Raw genomic sequence first — 21,674 nt, forward strand, 5'->3', positions numbered from 1 at the left:
CACCGGGTGCGTCACGGCCTGGTACGGACTCGCACTGGCGCGTCGCGGCCTGGCACGTACCCGCACTGGTGCGGGCCGGCACTGGTGCGGATCAGCCCCCTCAGCGGGCGGCCTGCGCCAGGCCGAGCGCGTACGGCAGCCAGAACTCGCCCGCCCGGGGCTCGCCGCGCCCGCACTCGCCGTCCGACTCCCCCGGGTTCTTGATCCACAGGTAGGCGTCGACCCCGGCCCGGCCGGTGTCGGCGGTCGGCCGCTCACCGAGCGCGCGGCCGGGCGGGTTGCACCAGGCGTCGCCGCCCAGCGGGCCGTTGCCGTTGCGGCTGGTGTCGATGACGAAGTGCTTCCCGCCCAGGGCGGCGGAAAGCTGGCCGCCGTAGGCCGTGTTGCGGCCGGTGTCGTAGAAGTTGGCGACGTTCACCGCGAAGCCGTCCGCCGCCGCGATCCCCGACTTGCGCAGCGCGGTGGACAGTTCGGCCGGGTCCTGCGACCAGCCGGGGTTGCCCGCGTCCAGGTAGACCCGCACCTGCGGACGCTTCTTCAGCTCCTGCACGGCGAAGGCCAGCAGGCCGTACCGCTCGGCGGCCAGGTCGCCCTTGATCCCGCAGCTGTCCAGGGTGTGCGCGACGGCGTCCGGCTCCAGCACCACCCAGGCCTTGCGGTCGCCGAGGGCCTCCGCGACACCGCTGATCCAGGCCCGGTAGGAGGCGGCGTCGGCGGCGCCGCCGGCCGAGTACAGGCCGCAGTCGCGGTGCGGGATGTTGTAGGCGACGAAGACCGCTGTCCGGTCCGCCTCGGCGGCCCGGCGGCTGACCTGTTCGGCGATCTCCTTGGCGCCCTGCTCGCCGAGCCACTGCGAGGAGGGCTGGGCGGCGATCCGCAGCAGCGTGTCGGCCTCCGCCGGCCGGCCCTGGCCGCGCAGGACGGTCACCTGCCGGGCGGCGTTGGTCTGGTCGGAGACGTAAAAGGCCTGGCCGGGGAGCTGGGCGAGGCTCGCGGGGCCGGTGCCCGGGTTCGCGGCGGAGGCGGTGGGCGCGGCTGTGGGTACGGCGGCGGTCCCGCCGGCCGCGGCACCGGCCGAGGCCCCGCCGCCCGGGCCGCCGGATGATCCCTTGGCCGATCCGGCGGTCGAACCGCTACAGCCCGCGGCCCCCGCCAACAGCACGACCAGGGCCGCCCCCACGGCCCGTCGGATTGCCACTACCCGTCCCACCCGGCGCACGTACCGCCCCTCCCCCAGAACCGGTCCGGCGACCGGTCGGCACCAGCTAAGCACACCGGCCACCGCCCGCCCGCGACGGGCGGTGAACGCCGGGTGGCCGTGAGCGGGCGGACGGGCGACCCCGCCCGCCCGGACCACCCCTCACCCAACTCCCGGGCGCTCAGCCCCAGGTGCTCAGCCCTGCTTCAGGTTGGGCACCTGCCAGTCGATCGACTCGCCGCCGAAGCCGTCCAGCGCCGTGTCGATCTGCGAGAACGGACGGCTGCCGAAGAACAGCTTGGCCGACAGCGGCGACGGGTGCGCCCCCTGCACGACCACGTGCTTGGACGTGTCGATCAGCGGCAGCTTCTTCTTCGCGTAGTTGCCCCACAGCACGAAGACCACCGGCTCCTCGCGCTCGCTCACCGCCTTGATCACGGCGTCGGTGAACTTCTCCCAGCCCTTCGCCTTGTGCGAGTTGGCCTCGTGCGCGCGCACCGTGAGCACCGCGTTGAGCAGCAGGACGCCCTGCTCGGCCCAGTGCATCAGGTAGCCGTTGTCCGGGGCGGGGATGCCGAGGTCGGCGTCCAGCTCCTTGAAGATGTTGCGCAGCGAGGGCGGCGTCCTGGTGCCGGGCAGCACCGAGAAGCTCATGCCGTGGGCCTGGCCGTCGTCGTGGTACGGGTCCTGCCCGAGGACCAGCACCCGGACCTTCTCGTACGGCGTGGCCTCCAGCGCGGCGAACTCCTGGCCGCTCGGCGGGAACACCTGGTGCTGCGCGCGCTCGGCCGCCACGAAGGCCGCCAGTTCGGCGAAGTACGGCTTCTCCGTCTCGGTGCCCAGCACCGGGCGCCAGGACTCGGGCAACTCCAGCCCGCCGCCCTCGCCGGCCTCCACCACGCCCGCCTCGACCGTGTCCGTCACGACATCTACCTCCCACACCGCGGCTGTTGTGCCGCACGCCCTCTTTCACCCCGAACGCTACACAGCCCCACCGACAACTCACTCCGCCGAAGCCGCAGAAGCCGCAGAAGGCAGCGCGGACCCACCAGGCAGCGGGGCCCCAGCGGGAACTACAGGCAGCGCCGACCCCGAGGGAGCCACCGGCGCGGGGCCCGAACCGGCCGCCCGCACCACCCGGACGTGCTCCACCACGTTGAGCGCCACCAGCAGCACCGCCAGTGCCACCAGCACCGCCAGCGCCGGCAGCCGCACCACCGCCGGCGCCAGCCCCAGCACCACCGCCGCCGCACCGAGCCGGGTCGCCGCCACCTTGCGGAACATCATCCAGCGGGTGTATCCGAAGGTCAGCAGGTACAGCCCGCACCCGCCGTACAGCAGCGCCACCGACCCCGGGCCGAGCGCCTGCCACGGGTCCGCGACGGTCTCCCCGAAGCCGACCGCCACCCCGATCACTCCGGCGGCCAGCGCCAGGTGCCCGTACTGGAAGATCCGCCGGACGACGTCCCGCCGGGAGTCGGCGACCTCGACGGCGTACCGCATGGCGTCCGCCGCGTACACGAAGTACTGCCACCACAGCCCCGCCGAGATGGTGAACGCCACGGCCACGGCGGCGAGTTCGGCCATGTCCAGCCGGGCGCCGGCCGCCGTCCCGCCGATGCCGACGATCGACTCGCCGAGCGCCACCAGCAGGAACAGCGCGAACCGCTCCGGCATGTGCGAGGGGTGGTACGCCACCGCCGCCAGCCGCCGCCGGAACACCAGCGGCGCGGCCAGGTCGCAGAGCGCTGCCGCCGCCCACAGGGCCAGCCGCGGCCCGTCCGGCAACAGCCCGCCCACGACCAGCAGCGGCCCGCTGACCAGCACGCCGGCGCCGTACGGGCCGCGCCAGACGCCCGGCAGGCGGATCAGCAGGAGCAGCAGCACCAGCCGGGCCAGCCAGTACGCGGCGCCGAGCAGCACGCCCCGCCCGCCGTACGCGCCCGGGACGGCGAGCGCCATGAACAGGCCGGCCAGCCCGACCGCCAGGATGCCGAGGCGGTCCCGCAGGTTGTCCACGTCCCGGATGTTGGCCTGCACGGTGGTGCCCACCCAGCACCAGTACACCGGCACGAACACCACCAGCGCCCGGGCCAGCCCGGTGGCGTCGTGGTGGTGGTGCAGCAGCCCGGAGACCTGGGTGATCGCGAAGACGAAGACCAGGTCGAAGTAGAGCTCAGCCCAGGTGACCCGCTTCTCGTCGGCCTCCCCGCCGACGCCCCCGGCATCCCGCCGCGCCTCCGGCGGCCCCGCATCCCCCGTCGCACTCATTGCGCCGTTGCCTCCCCACAGGTACGAAACGGGCCCCGGCCCGGCGACCGGCCGGGACGGGGCCCATGACAGCACCGCAGAGGCTAGACCAGCTCGACCAGGTCCGCGATCGACTTGACCACCCGGGTCGGCCGGTACGGGAAGCGCTCGACGTCTGCGGCGGCGGTCAGGCCGGTGAGCACCAGGATGGTCTCCATGCCAGCCTCCATGCCCGCGACGATGTCGGTGTCCATCCGGTCGCCGATCATGACGGCGGTCTCGGAGTGGGCCCCGGCGGTGTTCAGCGCCTCGCGCATCATCAGCGGGTTGGGCTTGCCGACGAAGTACGGCTCGACGCCGGTCGCCTTGGTGATCAGGGCCGCGACCGAGCCGGTGGCCGGCAGCACGCCCTCGGGGGACGGGCCGGTCTCGTCGGGGTTGGTGCAGATGAACCGGGCGCCCTGGTTGATCAGGCGGATCGCCTTGGTGAGCGCCTCGAAGCTGTAGGTGCGGGTCTCGCCGAGGACGACGTAGTCCGGGTTGTTGTCGGTCAGCACGTAACCGGCCTGGTACAACGCGGTGGTGAGCCCCGCCTCGCCGATCACGTAGGCGGTGCCGCCCGGACGCTGGCCCTTGAGGAACTTGGCGGTGGCCAGGGCGGAGGTCCAGATGCACTCCTCCGGCACCTCCAGGCCCATCCCGGCCAGGCGGGCGCTGAGGTCGCGCGGGGTGTAGATGGAGTTGTTGGTGAGGACCAGGAACGGCTTGCCGGACTCCCGCAGCCTGCGCAGGAACTCCTTCGCACCGGGAATGGGCGTGCCCTCGTGGATGAGGACGCCGTCCATGTCGGTCAGCCAGGACTCGATGGGCTTGCGGTCTGCCACGTGCGTGTCTCCCGAAGTGTTGCAACGTCTGTCGAAGGCCCTGACGCGGCACAGCCTAATCCGCACGCCTGCCCGACGACAGCGCGTTCCGTCCCACGGGACCGGCACCACCGCCCCGCCCCGCCTCCCTGGCCCCGCCCCCTGCGAAACCGGGAGCAACCGGGCGCCTCGTGATTGAGTGGGCGCATGAGCGCCTCGACCCCCTCGTCCTCCCCGGACCGCCCGTTCCGCGTCGGCCTGATCGGCTACGGCCTGGCCGGCTCCGCCTTCCATGCCCCGCTCATCGCCACCACGCCGGGGCTGCGGTTGGACGCCGTGGTCACCGCCAGCCCCGAGCGCCGCGAGCAGCTGAGCCGCGAGCACCCCGGCGCCCGCGCCGTCGACACCCCCGAGCAGTTGCTCGCCGACCCGGACGCGCTCGACCTCGTCGTCGTCGCCTCGCCCAACCGCACCCACGCCCCGCTCGCCCGCGCCGCCCTGCGCGCCGGGCTGGCCACCGTCGTCGACAAGCCGCTGGCCGGCACCGCCGCCGAGGCGCTGGAGCTGTGCCAGCTCGCCGAGGCCCGGGGCACCCTGCTCTCCGTGTTCCAGAACCGGCGCTGGGACGGCGACTTCCTGACCGCCGCCCGGCTGGTCCGGGGCGGCGCGCTCGGCCGGGTGCACCGCTTCGAGTCCCGCTTCGAGCGGTTCCGCCCGAAGCCCAAGCCCGGCTGGCGCGAGCTCGCCGACCCGGCGGAGGTCGGCGGCACGCTGTACGACCTGGGCAGCCACCTGGTGGACCAGGCGCTGACGCTGTTCGGCCCGGTGGAGACGGTGTACGCGGAGGTCGACGTGCGCCGGGACGGCGCGGTCGTCGACGACGACGCCTTCCTCGCCCTCACCCACGCCTCCGGCACCCGCTCGCACCTGTGGACCAGCGCCATCACCCCGCTGATCGGCCCCCGGCTGCGGGTGCTCGGCGACGCCGCCGGGTACGTCAAGCCCGGCATGGACCCGCAGGAGGCGGAGCTGCGGGCCGGGCACCGACCGGACGGCGCCCGCCCGTGGGGTGCCGACCAGCCCTCGCAGTACGGCACCCTCGGCACCGACGAGTCCTCGATCGCGCTGCCCACCGAACCGGGCGACTACCCCGCCTTCTACGCGGGCATCGCCGCCGCCCTGGCCTCCCCGGGCACCCCGCCCCCGGTCGACCCGCGCGACGCGGTGGCCACCCTGGCCGTCCTGGAGGCCGCCCGGGCCTCCGCCGCCACAGGCACCACGGTCCGCCTGGGCTGAGGGCTGCCGGGCCTGCCGCCCCCCAATTCCACTTCTAAGCTGCTTAGATGATCAACCAGAGGGGGCGGCAGGCCACCGACGCGAAGAGCGGCGGCCGTCACACCCCGATGACCTCCACCGCCGAGCCCAGGCCCCGGAAGTCCGCGACGTTGCGGGTGTACAGCGGCAGGCCGTGGGCCGAGGCCACGGCCGCGATCATCAGGTCGATCCGGCGCGGGCGCGGCTGCCGCCCGGCCGCGATGGTGAGGGTCACCAGCGTGCCGTAGCGGGCGGCCGCCGCCGCGTCGAAGGGCAGCGGGTCGAAGTCGGCCATCGCCGCGCCCAGCACCTCCAGCCGCGCGGCCCGGCTGACCGCGTCGCGGGCCATCGACACGCCCTGTTGCAGCTCAGCGAAGGTGATCGCGGTCAGCTCCGGCACAGCCGGCAGGTTCGCCGGGGAGAGCAGGGCCAGATCGATATAGACACAGGTGTCGAGCACCCCGGCCGGCCGCCGCCGGGCTGCCCGCCTGCGCTCAGCCACGCCGCCGCTCGAACGGGTCGTCGCCCTCGTCGCCCACCAGTTCCTCCGGGCCGAAGTACTCCTCGGCCTCCTTGCGCATCTGCTGGTAGTCCACCCGCGGCAGCTTCACGTGCCGCGCCACCAGCTCCTCCGCCGTGAGCCGCCGCCGCCCGGACACCGGTCGCAGCTCCGCGACCTCGACCCCGTTCCTGGTGATGTGGAAGGTCTCCCCGGCCTCCACCGCATCCATCACCGCGGCGGAGTTGTTCCGGAACTCCCGCTGGGTAATCGTCTTCATCCCTCCACGGTAGCCCCGCGTAGCACCCGCGGCTACGCCCCTGCACCGCCCCGCGAAAGCACCTCGGCGCGACGGGTGCGCCACGGGTGCGCCACGGGAATTCCGCGCCGGGCGGGAACTCGGCGGGCTCGGCGATCGTCCTGAACGTCTGAAGTCCGGCCCCAAGCCCGTGGGGCCCCAAGTCCGTCACGTCGAAGGAGGAGCAGCGCATGACCGTCGTCGCGATGCTCCTCGGGCTGCTCCGGGTGCTGACCGGGGAGCTGGTGACCGAGGGCGGGACGGTCGCGTCGGTGGCTGCGGTCGCCGCCGTGGCGCTGCTGGCCGGTGCGGTCGCGGGCACGCTGGCGGGGGCGCGGCTGCTGGGCCCGCGGGCGCCCACGGCGGTGCGCAGCGGGGTGTTGCGGCGGCGCGCGTTCCGTACGGCCTTCCTGCCGCAGCGCGATCCCGATGCCCGGGGCAGGCGACGCCCGAGGGCGCCGGGTGCGGCCCCGGCGGCCGCGTAGCTTCGTCGTCTTCCGCCGTTCCACGCGGCCGTCCTCCGTCGACCACTCGTTTTCCGAGACCCCCGGAGGGCTCGCTCCACCATGTCCGTTCTCGCTGTTCTCGACCCGGCCGTCGCCGTCGCCCATGCCGCCGTCGCTGCGCTGGCCCAGGTACTGCCGACCGCGCTGGCGATCGTCCTGTTCACCGTCGCCGTCCGGCTGGCGTTGCATCCCTTCGCGCGCGCGGCGGCGCGGGGGGAGAAGTCCCGGGCGCGGTTGGCGCCGAAGGTCGCCGAGGTGAACCGGAGGTTCAAGAACCGCCCGGAGAAGCTGCGGGAGGCGCTCGCCGAGTTGTACCGGGAGGAGCGGGCCTCGCCGTTCGCGGGGTGCCTGCCGATGCTGGTGCAGGTTCCGTTCTTCTCGGTGATGTACCGCCTGTTCACCACCCCGAACGGCCTGCTGGACCACACCCTGTTCGGCGTGCCGCTCGGCCTGCACGTCGGGAGCGCGCACGGCGCCGGGCAGTTGACGGTGTTCGGCCTGCTGTACGCCGGGCTGGCGGCGGTCGGGTACGTCAACTTCCGCCGGGCCAGGCGGGCGGCGGCCGCGCAGCCGACCCCTCAGCCGGGGGCGGGGCTGCTGCCGTACCTGTCCTTCGGGTCGGTGCTGTTCGCGATGCTGGTGCCGGTGGCCGCGGCGCTCCATCTGGTGACGACGAGCACGTGGACGGCTGCGGAGCGGGCCTGGCTGCACCGGGGCGGCGCACCGGCGCCGACGGCGGCGGCGCTCGCGCTGTGAGCCTCGCGCTGTGAACACCGCCGCCGAACCCGCCGATCTCGCCGAGGCCGCCGACCCCGCCGGCCTGCGTCAGAAGTGCCGCAGCAGTTCGGGGAAGGCCGCCAGTTGCAGGGTCGCCTCGTCGGGGCCGAGGTCCTGGTGTTCCAGGACCCAGGTGTGCTGGTGCGGGATGAAGACCGTACGCAGGCCGGCCCGGCGGGCCGGGGCGATGTCGGACTTGGGCGAGTTGCCGATCATCCAGGTCCGGTCGGGGTCGAGGCCGAGCTCGGCGCTGAGCCGCCGGTAGGTGTCCGCCGACTTCTCGGCCACGATGTGGACGCCGCGGAAGTGGTGGTCGATCGTGGAGGCCGTCACCTTGCGCTGCTGCTCGTCGAGGTCGCCCTTGGTGAGCAGCAGCAGGTGGTGGCGTCCGGCGAGGTCGGCGAGGGTGTCGGCGACGCCGGGGATCAGCTCGATCTCGCGGCTGCTGAGCGGAGTGAGGAGGCCGTCGATCCGGGCTTCTTCGACCGGGGTGGGGGTGCGGTCGCCGTTCAGCCGCCGCAGGCAGTCGGCGAGGCTCTGCCGGAACACGGCGGCGCCGTAGCCGAGGGCGGCGGAGTTGGCGGCTTCGATCTCGTCGAGGACGGCCCTGGCACGGTCGCGGTCGGCCGGGGTGGCGACCCAGTCCAGGAAGCCGTCGATGACGCGCTCGAAGAGGACGTTGTTCTCCCAGAGCGTGTCGTCGGCGTCGAAGATGAGGGTCTGGTCGGTGTGCATCCGGGTGTGCTCCAGCGGGGTTCGGAAGGTCAGGCGGGGGCGTCGAGCAGGCGGCCGGCCCGGTCGAGCGTCTCGCGGAGGTTCTCCTCGGTGGTCCGCTGCCGGGCCTCGGCGATGGTGAGCCACTCCAGCGGGGCGGCGGGGTTCTCCGGCCGCGCCCGCTCCGGGGTGCCGGTGGCCAGCAGGAAGCGCAGGTCGGCGTGTTCGTGGGCCGGTTCGACGGGCGAGGCCGGGACGGGCACGACGGCGAGGTGGACGACGGCGAGGTGGACGAGGGCGGCGTCGGGCCACGGGGTGAGGTCGGTGAGCCCGGTCTCCTCCAGGCCTTCGCGCAGCGCGATGTCCAGCGGCCGGGTCTCCCCCGGGTCGCCGTGGCCGCCGACCTGGAGCCAGGCCTGCTGGCGGACGTGCCAGCGCAGGAGGACGCGCCGGGTCGGCGGGTGGACGATCAGCGCGGAGGCGGTGAAGTGCAGCGGCGTCCCGCGGTCCCAGGCGTCGGCGGCCCCGGCGAGGTGGCGGACGCGCTCGTGGTCGGCGGTCTCCGTCGGGCCCTGCGGCCGGTGGCCGGCCAGCAGTTCGGTCAGGCCCGGGCTGTGCGCCGCGCCGCCTGTGGTCACCATGATCAGCACTCCTCGTTGCGCTCCGGACCACGTCAACGTCAACCGGCTTGCGGGGGCGGGTGATCGGGGCCGGGGCTTCCGGTTCCGGCGAACCCGCGAAGCCTAGCCCCGGGGCCTTCCGGCGGCCCACCGGTTTTCCTCCCGGGGCCGCCCGACAACCAGCTCCCCCGCCTCCGGACGGCCACGAAGGGCCGGTCGGGGCAGCGCCCGGGAGGCCGTAGCCTGTGGTGATCGTTTCGGGACAGGTGGAGGGATGTCGTCATGGTGGCTGCTCCGGCGCTCGCGGACTTGCGCGAGGTGTGCCAGCCGCAGGCCAAGCTGCAGAGCCGCAACGGTGAGCACTGGGCGGGACGGCTGTACATGCGCCGCATCTCGCTGCGCACGACCCGGCAGTTGGTGCGGACCTCGGTGTCGCCGAACACCCTCACCTGGGTGATGGCGGTCTGCGGGGTCGGCGGTGGGGCGGCCCTGCTGATCCCCGGTCTGACCGGCGCCGTGCTGGCGGCGGTGCTGTTCCAGCTGTTCCTGCTCTTCGACTGCGTCGACGGCGAAGTGGCGCGCTGGAAGCGTCAGTTCAGCATGGCCGGGGTCTACGTGGACCGGCTCGGCGCCTATCTGGCGGACGCGGCGCTGATGATCGGCGCGGGCGTGCGGGCGGCCCGGGGCGGGTCGGAGCTGTGGGTGTCGGTGGGCCTGGCGGCCGCGCTGGGCGTGGTGCTGCTCAAGGCCTCGACGGACCTGGTGGACGTGGCCCGGGCCCGCAGCGGGCAGGCCCCGGCGGACGAGGAGTCCACCCAGCCGCGCTCGCAGGGCATCGCGACCGCGCGCCGGCTCGCCTCGGTGTTCAAGATCCACCGGGTGACGAACGGCATCGAGGCCTCCCTGGTGCTGCTGGCGGCGGCCGTGGTGGACGCGGCGCTCGGCAACCTGGACGCGACGCGGGCGGCGGTCGCGGGGATCGCGGTGATCACCTGGGGCATGGTGGTGGCGCACCTGGCGTCGATCCTGTCCTCCTCGCGCCTGCGCTGAGCGGGCCGCGCCGCTGCGCGCGGGCGGCTGCCTACGCGCGGGTTTCGGCCCGCGCGTAGGTCTCGGCCTGCGCGTCGGCTTCGGCCCGCGCGTGGGCGGCGAGGATGGTGTCGAGGAGGCCGGGGAAGCGCTGTTCCAGGTCGACGGCGCGCAGGGCGGAGAGCTTGCGGTTGGCCTCCTCGCGCTGGTGGATCAGGCCGGACTCACGCAGCACCTTGAAGTGGTGGCTGAGGGTGGAGGGGGCGACGTCCACCGGGAAGGTGCCGCAGGCCCGCTCGGGTTCGGCGCGCAGGATGCGCACGATGGTCATCCGGGTGGGGTCGGAGAGCGCGTGCAGGACGTCGAGCAGGTCGATCTCCCCGGTCGCGGGGTGGGCGAGCGCCGGTCGGCGCCGGGTGCTGCGGGGCATGATCCGACCTCTCTGATCTGCGTTTGACCTGCGCCTGATCCGCGCTTGATCTGCAATGTTCGACAATCATCGAAACTGCGTGGTACCACTGTCTCACGTCAATTTCGCCGTTCGTCGAACATCGTAGCCGAGGGGGACCGACATGCGCGCACTGGTGATGACCGCACCCGGTGGGGCCGAGCACACGGAGATCCGGGAGGTCGAGGCCCCGAGCCCCGGCCCCGGCCAGGTGGCGGTCGACGTCGCCTACGCCGGGCTGAACTTCGTCGACGTGATGGGCCGCCGGGGCGACGCCGGCTACGTCACCGCCTGGCCGTACCGGCCGGGCAAGGAGGTGGCCGGCACCGTCCGGGCGGTCGGCGAGGGCGTCACCGGGCTGGCGGTGGGCGACCGGGTGGCGGCCGCGCCCGTCGGCGGCGGCCTGGCCGAGGTGGTGCTCGCCGAAGCCGCGCTCACCGTGCCCGTCCCGGACGGGCTGGCGCTGCGCGAGGCCGCCGCCGCCCCGCTGGGCCTGGCCACCGCCGTGCTGCTGCTCACCGACGCCGGCCGGCTCACCGCCGGGGACACCGTCCTGGTGCACTCGGCCGGCGGCGGGATCGGCCACGCCGTCGCCCAACTGGTCCCGCTGATCGGGGGTGGCGGTCGGCTGATCGGCACGGTGGGCCGACCGGAGAAGGCGGCGGCCGCCGTCGCCTCCGGCTACGACCACGCCTTCGCCCGCGACGAGGCGCTGCCCGAGGCCGTCCGGGCCTCGACCGGCGGCCGGGGCGTCGACCTCGTGCTGGACCCGCTGGGCACCGAGGCCCTGGAGCTCGACCTCGAACTCACCGCACCCGGCGGCCGGATCGTCCTCTTCGGCAACGCGGGCGGCGGCGCCGTCGCCGACTTGCCGCCGCTCGGCCGCCTGATGGCCGGGAACCTCACCGTCACCGGCTTCAGCCACCGCGCCCTGGCCGCCACCGCCCCCGAGCGGCTGGCCCGCGCCATCCGCACGGTCCTCGACCTGCTCGCCGCCGGTGACCTCACGCTACCGGTCACCGAAGTCCCCGGCCTGGCCGCCGTCCCCGCCGCGCACGATGCCATGGCGGAGGGCCGGGCCACCGGCAAGTACGTGGTGCGCGTGGCCGGTTGAGCCTTGCTCGGGGCGGCGCCCCTCGCGTAGGAAGTCGGCGCGGCCGACTTCCTACGCGGAGCGCGGAGCCCGGAGCGTTGGAGGCCGGGCGGGTCAGGGGTTGTAGAGGCCGCCGGCCTCGCCGGGATCGCCGGGGCCGTTGTAGCCCTGAGGACGGCCCTGGTTGCGCGTCCCGGGCCTGTTGGTCTCGACGAAGCGGCAGGCCGCGAAGTGCACGTCCCCCATGCCGGGCCGCAGGATGTCGCTCAGCAGCACATCGCCGTCGAAAACGATCGAGCGGCCCGCGAGTTGGGGGTCGGTCAGCGTGGCGACGTTGATGACGGCGGCGGCCGGCGTCCCCGGGTCGAGTTCAACGTCGTACCCGCCGCCCACCGGGCTGGCGATCGCCGGGTTCCCCCGGATGGTGAGGCCGCTGGGGTAGGAGATGGTGTAGTTCTGCAGGCTCCGCCCGCCCACCACGGTGCGCGTGGCGCCACGATCTTGCCCCTGTTCCACGCTGCCGCCCCGGTTGGCGCCGTTCTCCACCTGCCCGCCCAGGTCGTCGGGGAGGACCATCCCGTGCTGCGTGTAGAAGTGCACCCTCGTCCCCGCGGGCACCCGGAAGCTGCCGTTCGCGGCCTCCCAGGCGCCGTGACCGCTGAGCACGAGACCGTCCGTACGCGCGGGCGCGGTGTTGTCGGCCTCCCAGTCGTCGTCCGGGTTCTGGTGATTGATCATCGGCCGGTTCTGGTCGGCCGCACGCTGGATCCCGGTCGCGCGGAGCATCTGCACGACGGCCGCGTTGCCATGGCTGCTCTGGAGGCCGAGCAGCGACTGGGCGGCGGCCTGCGCCCGGTTCGGGTTCCTGGTCGCCGACTCCGAAGTGCGGGCTGGCGTGCGGGCCTTGCCGGCGGCACCCTTGGTCCTGTCGTGGGCGTGCATCGTCCCCCTCTCGACTCGAAAGCTCACTCTCCTGGATATCGGTGGCGTCGGCCCGGGCGCCAGGTCCGTACGGGCAGTGCCCGCTGCCTGAAGGCGCACCGCGCGGTGCCCTGCCGCGCCGAGACCTCGCGCGGTGGTCAGGCCGCGGGTATGCCCGCCGCGTAGAGGCCGGCCCGGCTGCCGCGGTAGGCGACGCCGCCGAAGGCGGTCAGCGAGAGCCCGGTGTACTCGGTGCCGAACTTGGCCGGATCGTCCTGCCATTGAAGCCGGCCGGTGGCGAGGTCGAGGGCATGCAGCCGACCGTCGTTCAGCGCCACGTAGACCCGGCCGTCGGCGACGGCCATGGTGCTCATGCCCCGGCCCAGGCCGTCCGGCACCGAGGAGGTCCACCGGCTGCGGCCCGTGCCCGCGTCCACGGCGATGACCCGGTCGTTGTCGAGGAGGCAGAGCGTCCCGTCGGCGACCGGGGCGGGCTGGACACCGGGGTGGCCGAGGTCGTCACGCTGCCAGAGCACCCGGCCGGTCGCCGCGTCCAGGGCGGAGACGGTCGAGGCGGAGGTGGTCGAAGCGGCGCCGGCGGAAGCGGACAGGTAGAGGACGCCCTCGTGGACCACGGGCCGGTAGACGAGCTTGCCGACGGCGGGCTGCTCCCAGCGCCGCTCACAACTCTTCGCGTCGAAGGCGGAGATCCCACCCGAGGGGGCGGCGAGGTACACGGTGCCGCCCGCGACCGCCGGCCCGCAGGCGGCCTCCAGCGGGCCGGCCCACCGGGCCTCGCCGGTCGCCGCGTCGTAGGAGTGGACGCGGCCGTCGCAGGTCACGAACACGTCCCCGCTGACGGTGGGGCCGTCCGTCCATCCGGACAGGTACTCCCCCGGCGCGGGTACGGCCCACCGGACGGCTCCGGACGCGGCGTCCAGGGCGTGGACGTGGGAGTCGGTGGTCACGCAGACCAGTCCGCCACCTGCGGCGATCGGCCAGCCGAAGTTGCTGTCGGCGGGATTGTGCGAGGTGACCTTGGCGCTCCAGCGCGGGGTGCCGGTCCGCAGGTCGAGGGCGCTGACCGTGCCGTCGAAGTCCGCGACGTAGAGGTCGGGCTGCGGGGTGGCCGACAGGGCGACGCGACTGCCGGTACCGGTCCGGCTCCAGACGCGGTGGCCGGTGTCGGCGTCCCGCCGCGCCCACCAGCCGATGCCCCCGACGGTGACAGCGGCCCCCGCCACGCCGGCGACGCCCAGCAGCATGCGCCTGCGGCTGACGTGGGGGCGGACGGGATCGGTCTGCGATTCGTTCGAGGTCACACCGAAGGTGACCGTCTGCGCCTGCCGCCGGTTCCACCGCACGAGCGCGAGCTTCACAAAAGGCGCCGAAAAGGACGGCCAGGATGCGGCCGGGATTCTGAGGTTGTGCGCAGGAAGTCGGCCGGGCCGACTTCCTGCGCGGGGGCTCAGGTCAGGCGCTTGAACCTTCGCGGCCGGATCATCCGATCAGGTTGCCGGGCTCGTCGAGCCACACGTGCTGTTCGCCGGCCGGCGTCATCGTCACGCCGAAGCGGGTGAGGTCCGGTTCGCCGTCGGCGAGCCACCCCCGGCGGACGCGGACGATCTCGTCCCACAGGCGGCGGGGCCCGGCCTGCTGGACGGCGTCGGCGGCGCCCCAGTCGTGGTGGCGGACGGACGCCCAGGAGCCGGCGCCGTCGGAGAGTTGCATGCGGTAGGTGCCGCCGGGGTCCGTGTCGTCCCAGGTGTGGTGATACCGAACGCCGGGCACTCGGAGGCCGATGGCGAACGCCACGTCCACGTTCTCCAGCGCCAGCTCCGGGTCGATCGGCGACGAGCTCCGGTGGATCGGCCGGTCGGTCGGCTCGGTCACCGGGTGGGGGCGCTGGCTGCGGGCCCACATGAAGCTGACGTTGTCCACGAACCCGCCGTGGGAGGGCTCCCCCGGGTCGCCGACCACCACGCGCAGGAGTCCGGCGTTGGCGTAGGGCGTGCCCCAGGGGGTGACGATCACGCCGCCGGGGCGGGTCTGTTCGAGCCAGGCGCGTGGCAGTCGGCGAACCGCCGCCGTGGACTGGATGCGGTCGTAAGGCGCCCGGAGGGGCCGGCCTTCGAGGCCGTCGCCGGTCGAGCAACTTGGATGGAAGCCTGCTGCGGTGAGTCGTCGGGCCGCTGCGGCAGCGACCGCTCGATCGACCTCGACGGTGGTCACGTGGGCGTCGCCGAGCCTGGCGGCGAGGAGCGCGCTCGTCCATCCGGTGCCGGTGCCGATGTCGAGCACGGTGTTCCCGTCGACCACGTCCAGGTGCCGGAGCATTCTCGCGACGAGGGACGGCATGGAGGCCGAGGAGGTGGCGATGCCCGGCCCGGTATCGAGGCCGTCATCGATCTGGGTGACCACCACCTCGTCGGCGTTCACCAGCGCCCACCAGGTGTCCGGGTGGTCGGCCCGGGTGATCCGGCCGTAGCCGGTCGGGCTGTCGCCGTCCGGGGCCCAGACGGAGTCCGGGACGAAGGAAGAGCGCGGGGCGCGCTCGAACGCGCCCCGCCACCCCTCGCCCAGCGCCCCCGCTGATTCCATCCGGGTCAGCAACTGTGCGTAGTCGTCCATCAGTTGGCGCTCACTTCTTCGACGGATTCACGAGCTTGGCACTCGGAAAGCACTGCGCGGGTGACCGTGCGGTCGTGGAGGTGACGGGCGCGGGTTTCGCAGAGAGCGCCGAGGAGAGCCGCCAGGAGGTTGAAGGTCAGGAGGCCTAGCATCGGCGGCGGTCCCGCTCGCGCTTGTACTCGCGGAGGAGGGCGAGGAGGTTGATGAGGGTGCTGGCCGGGATGTTGCCGAGGGAGACGAGGGCGCGGCCGTTGAGGTTGGTCTCGCCGGGCTGGGCGGAGGGCCACAGGAGCCCGAACTCGCGACCCTCGGTGCGGAGTTCGACGATGAGTCCGGTGATCTGGTGGGCCGTGAGGTGCCGCAGTGCCGGATCGGCCGGGTGGATGGGGTGGTGGGCGATCACGCGACACCGTCCAGCTCGAACCAAACGATTTTGCCCAGCTTCAGGGGGTCGACGCCCCAGCGGTGGGTGAGACCGGCGACCAGCTGGAGGCCCCGACCGGACTCGGCGAGCGGGCACGGCGTTGGCTGCTCGGGGAGGGTGGAGGAGCGGTCCGCGACGGTGACGCGGAGAGTATTCGAGAGGAAGTGGATGAGGACGACGGGGGAGGTCGTCTCGCCGTGACGCCAGGCGTTGACGATCAGTTCGACGAGGGCGAGCTCGGCGTCCGCGATGGAGGAGGACGACCAGCCGACGCGGGTCATGCCGTCGCGGAGGGTGTCGCGAGCGAGGGTGAGGGAGGGGGAGTTGAGGTTACGCACGATGTCTCCCAGTGACGGAGATGGGTGCTCTTCAGTGCCCGAGCGCACTACCGACAATCCGCTCGGTGAGCGGTGCATCACAGACTGTAGGACATCAAGGCTCACATGTGCCACCAGATCTGGAAACATGGACCACCTTCAGTCTCTGGACTGTTGCTGAGTCGGCGTAGATGCTTGGGCCATGCCACCACGTACCACCCCAACGGCCAGACAAGAACGGTTGGGCATCGAGCTGCGCAAGATGCGAGACGGCGCAGGCCGGACGACCGCCCAAGCCGCAGCCATCTTCGGTCTTGACCGAACGAAGATCACCCAGGTCGAGAAGGGGAACTATCCGATCACGGCCGAGCGCGTCCGGGCACTCGCCGCCGACTTCGAGGAGAGCGACGCCGACTACGTCGACGCCCTCGCAGCAATGGCAGAGGACAGGGCGAAGGGATGGTGGGAGGCGTACCGCGGATTCGTCCCTGTCGGGTTTCTCGACATCTCCGAACTTGAGCATCACTCTCGGGACTTGCTCTCCTACCAGATCTGCCACCTACCAGGCGCTATGCAGACCGAGGACTACTGTCGGGCGATCTTTCGCGAAGCACATCCACCACTGACGCCTCGCCTCCTGGAAACACGGGTGGAGTACCGCGTGCAGCGTTCCCAGCGTCTCATGGCCGAGGGCACGCCCAGCCATACAGCGATCATCCACGAGGCTGCGCTGCGCATGCGGTTCGGAGGAAGCGATGTCGCCCGAGCACAGCTGGATCAGCTGCTTGAGTTCTCCCACCTCCCGCACGTGACCATCCGCGTCGTCAGCTTCGTGGCTGATGGCTTCAAAGGGGCTGGTCAGACCGTCACTTACGCGAACGGTGTCGTGCCGCGCCTGGACACCGTTCTGTTGGACGCAGTGGGCGGCCCAGTGTTCCTCCACGACAGGAACCAACTGGATAACTACCGTCGGATCATAGAGATAATGACTCGGAGGTCTCTCACCGTGGAGGACTCGCGCGACCTGATCACACAGATCAAGAAGGACATGTAGCCCGATGGACAACCTCCCGTGGACCCGTCCTTCTGCGTGTGCTGATTCCAGTAACTGCGCCGAGGTGGCCATCACATCCGATGCCGTTTACATTCGAAGTAGCCTTCAGCCATACGCCATAGCCGAGTTGACCAAGGACGAGTGGCGCGACCTCGCCTCTGGCATACGCGGTGGCGAGTTTGACCTGTAGCGCGCCGAACAGAGGCAATCCGCACGATGAAAGACCTGACCTGGAAACGCCCCGCGGCTTGTGGAGACGGCAACAACTGTCCTGAGGTGGCCGTCTCCTCCGATGCCGTCTATGTCCGCAGCAGCCTCCGGCCCGACGCCATCGCCCAACTCGATGTCACCGAATGGCACGACCTCGTCTCCGCCATCCGCGCCGGAGAGTTCGACCGGTAGGCCCGAACCTAGGAAGGCCAGCACAATGAAGGATCTGACCTGGCAGCGTCCTGAGGCTTGCGGCGAGGGCCCGAGCTGCCCGGAGGTAGCCGTCACCTCCGACGCCGTCTACGTCCGCAGCAGTCTGCTCCCCGACGCCATCGCCCAACTCACCACCGACGAATGGCGCGACCTTCTCTCCGCCATCCGCGCCGGCGAGTTCGACGCCTAACCCACCGCAACGGGCGGGCCGTTCGTCGAACGGCCCGCCCTGGCCGTCCCCCTTGAGGCCCTTCCACCCCTGCTGACCCTGCAGTCCGATAACCCCATTTTCACAAGACGGCCTGATCCCGCCGTTCCCCAACCGCCCCCGCCCGGACACCGGTTTGCCGCCGAGGAGGGCCGGGGTAGTGCCGAGGGGTTCGCACTCCCACGGACTCCAAGTCCGGTGCGGGCACTGATCGTTAGACATTGTGAAGGGATCGATATCCATGAACAGGACCCTCCGGAACGCCCTCGTGGCAGTCGCCGCCGCCGGCGCCCTCGGCGCCGCCGCTGCCGCCCCCGCCATGGCCGCAGGCACCGCGCCGGCCCAGCCGACGGCCCGGGTGCAGGCGCAGCTCAGCAACCCGAAGACGGTCAAGGCCGACGACTTCAACAAGGCCCGCGACATCCTGATCAAGGCGGGCAGCAAGACGGCCGAGAAGACCCACCCGTCCCACGGCGTCAAGGACGTCCCCGTCTCCTACGGCACGAGCCTGCTCGCCGAGGCCCGCGACGAGTTCCGCGCGACGGACAAGAACCTGCCCGAGAAGGACAAGCAGTCCGGCATGTCGCACGCCCACTACAAGGCCGTCCACGACGCGGCCAAGAAGATGGGCATCGACACCTGGTAACCCCGCCCGGGCCCTCGCGCGGCCTCCCCGCCGCGCGAGGGCCTACCGCCTCCCCAGCTCTACCGGCCTACCGGCCTACCGGCCTACCGGCCTACCGGGGCGTCGGGCCCTGCCGGCTCGGCCGGCCGTCCGGATCGAGGGTGAACACCACGGTCTCGGTCCCCTTCACCCCGGTCACAGCGATCCGGTCCGGCCCGGACCAGTCGACCCTGCCGAACTCGCCGCCACGGATGTCCCATTCGCCCAGTTCCCAGTGCCGGGCGGACCAGCCGCTGCCGGTCAACAGCTCGACCCGGTAGATCGGGTCGATCGAGAAGGCGACGTCGGTCACGGTCAGTACGCGGTCCGGGCGCTCCGGGTGGCTCTTCCGGCTGACGGGCTGCCCGTCGCGGTCGAGCAGCAACGACAGGAGCACGGCCAACCCCCCGAGGAAGACGAGCGACACCAGGGCGGCCGCGCAGCCGACCTGCGACCACCAGGTGCGGAACTCGAACTGGATCACCAGCGAGACCACGGCCAGCACGACGGTGGCTCCGAGCAGCGGCAGCGGGTGGTTGAGCCAGCGCTCGACCTCCACCAGCCCACCCGAGAACGAGGCCTGATAGCCCGGCAGATAGACCAGGAGCGCCGCCAGCGCCACACCTCTGAGCCACCACACGATCCGCTTGCGACGTGCCGCCGTCATGCGCCCCTCCCCAGGGTGAGCCTTTGCCCGGACTTTACTACCGGATGTCCGGCGGTTGAGACTCCGGTCGGCTCCGGCCCAGGCCCGGGACGTCTACCGGCACCGGCCACGACTCAGGACCGGCCACGACGCAGTACTGGCCACGACGCCGGGAGGCCCGGGCGGACATCGCTGTCCGCCCGGGCCTCCCGCTACCGGCCGTACCCCCGTCACCGCCGGTAGAAGACGCTCCTCGACCAGAAGAAGCCGATCAGCGTCAGTCCGGTGCACCACGCCAGCGCGCTCCAGGCGCTGTTGCCGATCGGGGTGCCCATCAGCAGCCCCCGCAGGGTCTCGATGATCGGCGTGAACGGCTGGTACTCGGCGAACCACCGCAGGGCGGTCGGCATCGAGTCGGGCGGGACGATGGCGCTGCCGATGAAGGGCAGGAACTGTATCGGCATCGGCAGGTTGCTGGCGCTCTCCACCGTCTTGGCGACCAGCCCGATGCCCGCCGATATCCAGGTCAGCGCGATGGTGACGAACAGCAGCAGCCCGACGGCCGCCAGCCATTCCACCAGCCCGGCGTTGGGCCGGAAGCCCATCGCGAGGGCCGCGCCGACCACCAGGACCAGGCCGAGCATGGTCTGTATCACGCTGCCGACCACGTGCCCGGCCAGGAAGGCCGAACGGGATATCGCCATCGTGCGGAAGCGGTTGACGATGCCTTCCGTCATGTCGACGCAGACCCCGATCGCCGTGACCAGCGACCCCGAGGCCGCCGCCATCAGCAGGATGCCGGGCGTCACGTAGTCGATGTAGCTGCCGCCGCCGATGCCCGCGCCGAGCGCGCCGCCGTAGGCGTAGTTGAACAGCAGCAGCATCATGACCGGCATGATCACGACTGCGAAGGTCAGGGACGGGTACCTCAGCGCGTGCTTGAGGTTGCGCCGCAGCATGGTCAGCGAGTCACTGACCGCGTAGCTCACTGAAGCGCTCATCGGACGCCCTCCCCGGTCAAGGTGAGGAACACGTCGTCCAGATCGGCCGTCTCCACGACCAGCGACTCGGCCCGGACCGAGGCGTTGTCGAGCGCGTCCAGCACCGCCTTCACGGTGACCACGGAGTTGTCCCCCGGGATGTCCAGCCGCAGCGCCTCGGTGTCGACCGCCGCGTAGTCGAACAGCCCAGCGGCAGCCCCCAGTTGGACCGCGTCCGCGAACTGGAGCCGGATCCGCCCGCCGGGGACGATCCGCTTCAGCTCGTCCGCCGTGCCCTCGGCGACGATCCGCCCGCCGTCCAGGACGGCGATCCGGTCGGCGAGTTCGTCGGCCTCCTCCAGGTACTGGGTGGTGAGGAAGATCGTCACCCCGTGGTCGGCGACCAGCCCCCGGATGATCTCCCACATCGTCCGCCGACTGCGCGGGTCCAGCCCGGTGGTCGGCTCGTCGAGGAAGATCACCCGCGGATCGCCGACCAGCGTCATCGCCAGGTCGAGCTTGCGCCGCATGCCGCCGGAGAAGGTGACGACCGGCTTGCGCGCCGCCTCCGTGAGGTCGAACCGCCGCAGCAGATCCTCGGCCCGCCTCCGCCCCTCCCGACGGGGGAGGTGGTTGAGGTCCGCCATCAGCAGCAGGTTCTCCTCGGCGGTGAGCAGGTTGTCCACCGCCGAGAACTGGCCGGTGACACCAATCGCCGCCCGCACCCCGGAGGCCTGCTCGACCACGTCGTGCCCGGCCACCCGAGCCACCCCGCCGTCGGCCGGGATCAGGGTGGAGAGGATCTGCACGGTGGTGGTCTTGCCGGCGCCGTTCGGCCCGAGCAGGGCGAACACGCTGCCCGCCGGGATCTCCAGGTCGATGCCGTTCAGCACGGCCTTGTCGCCGTAGGACTTGGTCAGTCCGACTGCCGAGATCGCCGCCATCACGCCCTCCGGATCACGACGTCGCCGAGCTGGGTGCGGCCGCGGACCTCGACGGTCTCCCGGGCGTCGCCCGGGCCCTGCGTCGCACCGAGGGCGTTGCGCACGGTGCCGACCTTGCTGTGCACGTCGAGCCAGGCAGCCGTGCCCTCCGCGATGCCGACCTCCAAGTCCCCCAGGGAGGTCTGCATGGTGATCTGGCCGCGCACCACCCGGCCGATCCGGATCGGGCCGTGCGCCGTCTTGGCGTCCACCCCCGCGTGGGCGGTGCCGACCTCGATCCGGCCGAAGGAGGAGCTCGCCTTGAGCGCCCCGTGGACCTCGCGGACCTCCGTGTCGCCGTTGCTGTTCTTGACCGTCAGCGTGCCCCCGACCGTGCCGACCGCGACCCGACCGAGCCCGGAGACCTCCGCGTCCCCGTCGACCGAGTCCACCCGGACCTCCCCGTGGTCGGTCTTGAGCCGCGCGCTCGCGGCCTGCTCGACCTGGATCCGGCCGAGCGAGGTCTTCAGCCGGCAGTCGCCGAGCGGGCCCTCGGCGACGAAGGTGGCCATCGGGGCGTCGGCGTTGATCTCCGAGCCCGCCGGCAGCTCGATCAGGATGTCGATCGAGCCGATCCGGCCGAACGGCGAGCGCTTCTTCGGGCCCTTGAGGGTGAACCGGCCGCCGGCGTAGTCGACCTGGGTCTGCTGGGCGGCCTTGACGTCCGCCTCCTCGGCGGGGTTGGCGGGCTTGACCTCGACCACGGTGTCGGTGCGCTTGCTCGCGCTGATGCGCACCGAGCCGATCTCGAATTCGAGGGTGGCGGAGATCGGTCCGTCGGTCTCGTACGTAGGCATGGCTGTCCCGTCCTCTT

The 21,674-nt window shown here is 72.3% G+C and carries 28 protein-coding genes; 10 read left to right on the top strand and 18 right to left on the bottom strand.

Annotated elements, in window-relative coordinates; translation table 11 throughout:
• Positions 1-100: 100 nt before the first annotated feature.
• The 4 genes from AB0R04_RS11680 to AB0R04_RS11695 form a co-directional block, all read right to left on the bottom strand.
• Positions 101-1,198, bottom strand: a complete 1,098-nt coding sequence (locus AB0R04_RS11680; RefSeq protein ID WP_363370192.1) for a glycoside hydrolase family 6 protein — start codon at positions 1,196-1,198, stop codon at positions 101-103.
• A gap of 195 nt (positions 1,199-1,393) precedes the next feature.
• On the bottom strand, positions 1,394-2,122 hold the full coding sequence (locus AB0R04_RS11685) for a uracil-DNA glycosylase (RefSeq protein WP_363370194.1): 729 nt from the start codon (positions 2,120-2,122) through the stop codon (positions 1,394-1,396).
• A 78-nt stretch (positions 2,123-2,200) separates the two neighbouring features.
• On the bottom strand, positions 2,201-3,469 hold the full coding sequence (locus AB0R04_RS11690) for a low temperature requirement protein A (protein ID WP_363370196.1): 1,269 nt from the start codon (positions 3,467-3,469) through the stop codon (positions 2,201-2,203).
• Between the two features lie 83 nt (positions 3,470-3,552).
• A complete protein-coding gene (locus tag AB0R04_RS11695; RefSeq protein WP_063349252.1) occupies positions 3,553-4,332 on the bottom strand; it encodes an HAD-IIA family hydrolase in 780 nt (259 codons plus the stop codon).
• A gap of 186 nt (positions 4,333-4,518) precedes the next feature.
• Between AB0R04_RS11695 and AB0R04_RS11700 the strand changes: the two genes are divergently transcribed.
• Positions 4,519-5,607, top strand: a complete 1,089-nt coding sequence (locus tag AB0R04_RS11700) for a Gfo/Idh/MocA family oxidoreductase (protein WP_363370198.1) — start codon at positions 4,519-4,521, stop codon at positions 5,605-5,607.
• 97 nt (positions 5,608-5,704) lie between these two features.
• On the opposite strand, the gene AB0R04_RS11705 is transcribed toward AB0R04_RS11700, so the two are convergent.
• Together AB0R04_RS11705 and AB0R04_RS11710 are read right to left on the bottom strand one after the other, a co-directional pair.
• Positions 5,705-6,127 (bottom strand): type II toxin-antitoxin system VapC family toxin, encoded by a 423-nt coding sequence (locus AB0R04_RS11705; protein ID WP_363370200.1) that lies wholly within the window; start codon positions 6,125-6,127, stop codon positions 5,705-5,707.
• Positions 6,120-6,404 carry a type II toxin-antitoxin system prevent-host-death family antitoxin gene (locus tag AB0R04_RS11710; RefSeq protein WP_063349249.1) on the bottom strand — a complete coding sequence of 95 codons (285 nt, stop codon included), beginning with the start codon at positions 6,402-6,404 and terminating at the stop codon, positions 6,120-6,122. Before AB0R04_RS11710 ends, AB0R04_RS11705 begins: the two co-directional genes overlap by 8 nt.
• Positions 6,405-6,613: 209 nt before the next feature.
• On the opposite strand from AB0R04_RS11710, the gene AB0R04_RS11715 reads away from it, so the two are divergent.
• Together AB0R04_RS11715 and AB0R04_RS11720 are read left to right on the top strand one after the other, a co-directional pair.
• On the top strand, positions 6,614-6,907 hold the full coding sequence (locus AB0R04_RS11715; protein ID WP_363370202.1) for a DUF6412 domain-containing protein: 294 nt from the start codon (positions 6,614-6,616) through the stop codon (positions 6,905-6,907).
• Between the two features lie 81 nt (positions 6,908-6,988).
• Complete coding sequence (locus AB0R04_RS11720) at positions 6,989-7,684, top strand: YidC/Oxa1 family membrane protein insertase (RefSeq protein WP_363370204.1); 696 nt, start codon at positions 6,989-6,991, stop codon at positions 7,682-7,684.
• Between the two features lie 69 nt (positions 7,685-7,753).
• Here the strand turns inward: AB0R04_RS11720 and AB0R04_RS11725 are convergent, their stop codons facing one another.
• Both AB0R04_RS11725 and AB0R04_RS11730 read right to left on the bottom strand, forming a co-directional pair.
• Complete coding sequence (locus tag AB0R04_RS11725; RefSeq protein ID WP_363370206.1) at positions 7,754-8,440, bottom strand: HAD family hydrolase; 687 nt, start codon at positions 8,438-8,440, stop codon at positions 7,754-7,756.
• Between the two features lie 29 nt (positions 8,441-8,469).
• Positions 8,470-9,060, bottom strand: a complete 591-nt coding sequence (locus tag AB0R04_RS11730; protein WP_363370208.1) for an NUDIX domain-containing protein — start codon at positions 9,058-9,060, stop codon at positions 8,470-8,472.
• Between the two features lie 261 nt (positions 9,061-9,321).
• Here AB0R04_RS11730 and AB0R04_RS11735 point away from each other — a divergent pair, with 261 nt between their 5' ends.
• Positions 9,322-10,089: a CDP-alcohol phosphatidyltransferase family protein gene (locus AB0R04_RS11735; protein ID WP_363370210.1), complete on the top strand. Its 768-nt coding sequence runs from the start codon at positions 9,322-9,324 to the stop codon at positions 10,087-10,089.
• 31 nt (positions 10,090-10,120) lie between these two features.
• On the opposite strand, the gene AB0R04_RS11740 is transcribed toward AB0R04_RS11735, so the two are convergent.
• A complete protein-coding gene (locus AB0R04_RS11740; RefSeq protein WP_363370212.1) occupies positions 10,121-10,498 on the bottom strand; it encodes a helix-turn-helix domain-containing protein in 378 nt (125 codons plus the stop codon).
• Positions 10,499-10,640: 142 nt separating this feature from the next.
• Between AB0R04_RS11740 and AB0R04_RS11745 the strand changes: the two genes are divergently transcribed.
• On the top strand, positions 10,641-11,630 hold the full coding sequence (locus tag AB0R04_RS11745) for a zinc-binding dehydrogenase (RefSeq protein ID WP_363370214.1): 990 nt from the start codon (positions 10,641-10,643) through the stop codon (positions 11,628-11,630).
• Positions 11,631-11,723: 93 nt separating this feature from the next.
• On the opposite strand, the gene AB0R04_RS11750 is transcribed toward AB0R04_RS11745, so the two are convergent.
• The 5 genes from AB0R04_RS11750 to AB0R04_RS11770 all read right to left on the bottom strand — a co-directional run bounded on the left by AB0R04_RS11750 (position 11,724) and on the right by AB0R04_RS11770 (position 15,923).
• Positions 11,724-12,551, bottom strand: a complete 828-nt coding sequence (locus AB0R04_RS11750) for a putative adhesin (RefSeq protein WP_363370216.1) — start codon at positions 12,549-12,551, stop codon at positions 11,724-11,726.
• Between the two features lie 137 nt (positions 12,552-12,688).
• Complete coding sequence (locus AB0R04_RS11755; protein ID WP_363370218.1) at positions 12,689-13,852, bottom strand: PQQ-binding-like beta-propeller repeat protein; 1,164 nt, start codon at positions 13,850-13,852, stop codon at positions 12,689-12,691.
• 178 nt (positions 13,853-14,030) lie between these two features.
• The gene (locus tag AB0R04_RS11760; RefSeq protein WP_363370220.1) at positions 14,031-15,161 is read right to left on the bottom strand and encodes a methyltransferase domain-containing protein; all 1,131 of its coding nucleotides are present in this window, start codon (positions 15,159-15,161) and stop codon (positions 14,031-14,033) included.
• 145 nt (positions 15,162-15,306) lie between these two features.
• Positions 15,307-15,564 carry a hypothetical protein gene (locus tag AB0R04_RS11765; RefSeq protein ID WP_363370222.1) on the bottom strand — a complete coding sequence of 86 codons (258 nt, stop codon included), beginning with the start codon at positions 15,562-15,564 and terminating at the stop codon, positions 15,307-15,309.
• On the bottom strand, positions 15,561-15,923 hold the full coding sequence (locus AB0R04_RS11770; RefSeq protein WP_363370224.1) for an ATP-binding protein: 363 nt from the start codon (positions 15,921-15,923) through the stop codon (positions 15,561-15,563). Before AB0R04_RS11770 ends, AB0R04_RS11765 begins: the two co-directional genes overlap by 4 nt.
• Positions 15,924-16,143: 220 nt before the next feature.
• Between AB0R04_RS11770 and AB0R04_RS11775 the strand changes: the two genes are divergently transcribed.
• From AB0R04_RS11775 to AB0R04_RS11795, 5 genes are all read left to right on the top strand, one after another.
• Entirely contained in the window at positions 16,144-16,956 is an 813-nt protein-coding gene (locus AB0R04_RS11775) for a helix-turn-helix transcriptional regulator (protein WP_363370226.1), read from the top strand.
• Between the two features lie 4 nt (positions 16,957-16,960).
• Entirely contained in the window at positions 16,961-17,146 is a 186-nt protein-coding gene (locus tag AB0R04_RS11780; protein ID WP_363370228.1) for a DUF397 domain-containing protein, read from the top strand.
• Between the two features lie 26 nt (positions 17,147-17,172).
• A complete protein-coding gene (locus AB0R04_RS11785; protein ID WP_363370230.1) occupies positions 17,173-17,358 on the top strand; it encodes a DUF397 domain-containing protein in 186 nt (61 codons plus the stop codon).
• A 25-nt stretch (positions 17,359-17,383) separates the two neighbouring features.
• Complete coding sequence (locus tag AB0R04_RS11790; RefSeq protein ID WP_363370232.1) at positions 17,384-17,569, top strand: DUF397 domain-containing protein; 186 nt, start codon at positions 17,384-17,386, stop codon at positions 17,567-17,569.
• Positions 17,570-17,828: 259 nt separating this feature from the next.
• Positions 17,829-18,233: a hypothetical protein gene (locus tag AB0R04_RS11795; protein WP_363370234.1), complete on the top strand. Its 405-nt coding sequence runs from the start codon at positions 17,829-17,831 to the stop codon at positions 18,231-18,233.
• A gap of 91 nt (positions 18,234-18,324) precedes the next feature.
• Here the strand turns inward: AB0R04_RS11795 and AB0R04_RS11800 are convergent, their stop codons facing one another.
• The 4 genes from AB0R04_RS11800 to AB0R04_RS11815 form a co-directional block, all read right to left on the bottom strand.
• Positions 18,325-18,918 carry a hypothetical protein gene (locus tag AB0R04_RS11800; protein ID WP_159398501.1) on the bottom strand — a complete coding sequence of 198 codons (594 nt, stop codon included), beginning with the start codon at positions 18,916-18,918 and terminating at the stop codon, positions 18,325-18,327.
• 209 nt (positions 18,919-19,127) lie between these two features.
• Entirely contained in the window at positions 19,128-19,898 is a 771-nt protein-coding gene (locus AB0R04_RS11805; protein ID WP_363370236.1) for an ABC transporter permease, read from the bottom strand.
• Positions 19,895-20,821, bottom strand: coding sequence for an ATP-binding cassette domain-containing protein (locus tag AB0R04_RS11810; protein ID WP_363370238.1), 927 nt, complete (start codon positions 20,819-20,821; stop codon positions 19,895-19,897). Before AB0R04_RS11810 ends, AB0R04_RS11805 begins: the two co-directional genes overlap by 4 nt.
• A complete protein-coding gene (locus tag AB0R04_RS11815) occupies positions 20,821-21,657 on the bottom strand; it encodes a DUF4097 family beta strand repeat-containing protein (protein ID WP_363370240.1) in 837 nt (278 codons plus the stop codon). The genes AB0R04_RS11810 and AB0R04_RS11815 overlap by 1 nt, the downstream gene beginning before the upstream one ends.
• Positions 21,658-21,674 lie beyond the last annotated feature (17 nt).

The sequence above is a fragment of the Kitasatospora sp. NPDC056731 genome, assembly GCF_040687675.1.
GTDB lineage: Bacteria > Actinomycetota > Actinomycetes > Streptomycetales > Streptomycetaceae > Kitasatospora.

Coding starts and splice junctions, on each gene's coding strand:
- AB0R04_RS11780 (WP_363370228.1), top strand. CDS start 16,961: ATGGACAACCTCCCGTGGACCCGTCCTTCTGCGTGTGCTGATTCCAGT.
- AB0R04_RS11690 (WP_363370196.1), bottom strand. CDS start 3,469: ATGAGTGCGACGGGGGATGCGGGGCCGCCGGAGGCGCGGCGGGATGCC.
- AB0R04_RS11740 (WP_363370212.1), bottom strand. CDS start 10,498: ATGCCCCGCAGCACCCGGCGCCGACCGGCGCTCGCCCACCCCGCGACC.
- AB0R04_RS11760 (WP_363370220.1), bottom strand. CDS start 15,161: ATGGACGACTACGCACAGTTGCTGACCCGGATGGAATCAGCGGGGGCG.
- AB0R04_RS11710 (WP_063349249.1), bottom strand. CDS start 6,404: ATGAAGACGATTACCCAGCGGGAGTTCCGGAACAACTCCGCCGCGGTG.
- AB0R04_RS11795 (WP_363370234.1), top strand. CDS start 17,829: ATGAACAGGACCCTCCGGAACGCCCTCGTGGCAGTCGCCGCCGCCGGC.
- AB0R04_RS11815 (WP_363370240.1), bottom strand. CDS start 21,657: ATGCCTACGTACGAGACCGACGGACCGATCTCCGCCACCCTCGAATTC.
- AB0R04_RS11715 (WP_363370202.1), top strand. CDS start 6,614: ATGACCGTCGTCGCGATGCTCCTCGGGCTGCTCCGGGTGCTGACCGGG.
- AB0R04_RS11730 (WP_363370208.1), bottom strand. CDS start 9,060: ATGGTGACCACAGGCGGCGCGGCGCACAGCCCGGGCCTGACCGAACTG.
- AB0R04_RS11785 (WP_363370230.1), top strand. CDS start 17,173: ATGAAAGACCTGACCTGGAAACGCCCCGCGGCTTGTGGAGACGGCAAC.
- AB0R04_RS11800 (WP_159398501.1), bottom strand. CDS start 18,918: ATGACGGCGGCACGTCGCAAGCGGATCGTGTGGTGGCTCAGAGGTGTG.
- AB0R04_RS11745 (WP_363370214.1), top strand. CDS start 10,641: ATGCGCGCACTGGTGATGACCGCACCCGGTGGGGCCGAGCACACGGAG.
- AB0R04_RS11790 (WP_363370232.1), top strand. CDS start 17,384: ATGAAGGATCTGACCTGGCAGCGTCCTGAGGCTTGCGGCGAGGGCCCG.
- AB0R04_RS11725 (WP_363370206.1), bottom strand. CDS start 8,440: ATGCACACCGACCAGACCCTCATCTTCGACGCCGACGACACGCTCTGG.
- AB0R04_RS11750 (WP_363370216.1), bottom strand. CDS start 12,551: ATGCACGCCCACGACAGGACCAAGGGTGCCGCCGGCAAGGCCCGCACG.
- AB0R04_RS11810 (WP_363370238.1), bottom strand. CDS start 20,821: ATGGCGGCGATCTCGGCAGTCGGACTGACCAAGTCCTACGGCGACAAG.
- AB0R04_RS11735 (WP_363370210.1), top strand. CDS start 9,322: ATGGTGGCTGCTCCGGCGCTCGCGGACTTGCGCGAGGTGTGCCAGCCG.
- AB0R04_RS11700 (WP_363370198.1), top strand. CDS start 4,519: ATGAGCGCCTCGACCCCCTCGTCCTCCCCGGACCGCCCGTTCCGCGTC.
- AB0R04_RS11720 (WP_363370204.1), top strand. CDS start 6,989: ATGTCCGTTCTCGCTGTTCTCGACCCGGCCGTCGCCGTCGCCCATGCC.
- AB0R04_RS11805 (WP_363370236.1), bottom strand. CDS start 19,898: ATGAGCGCTTCAGTGAGCTACGCGGTCAGTGACTCGCTGACCATGCTG.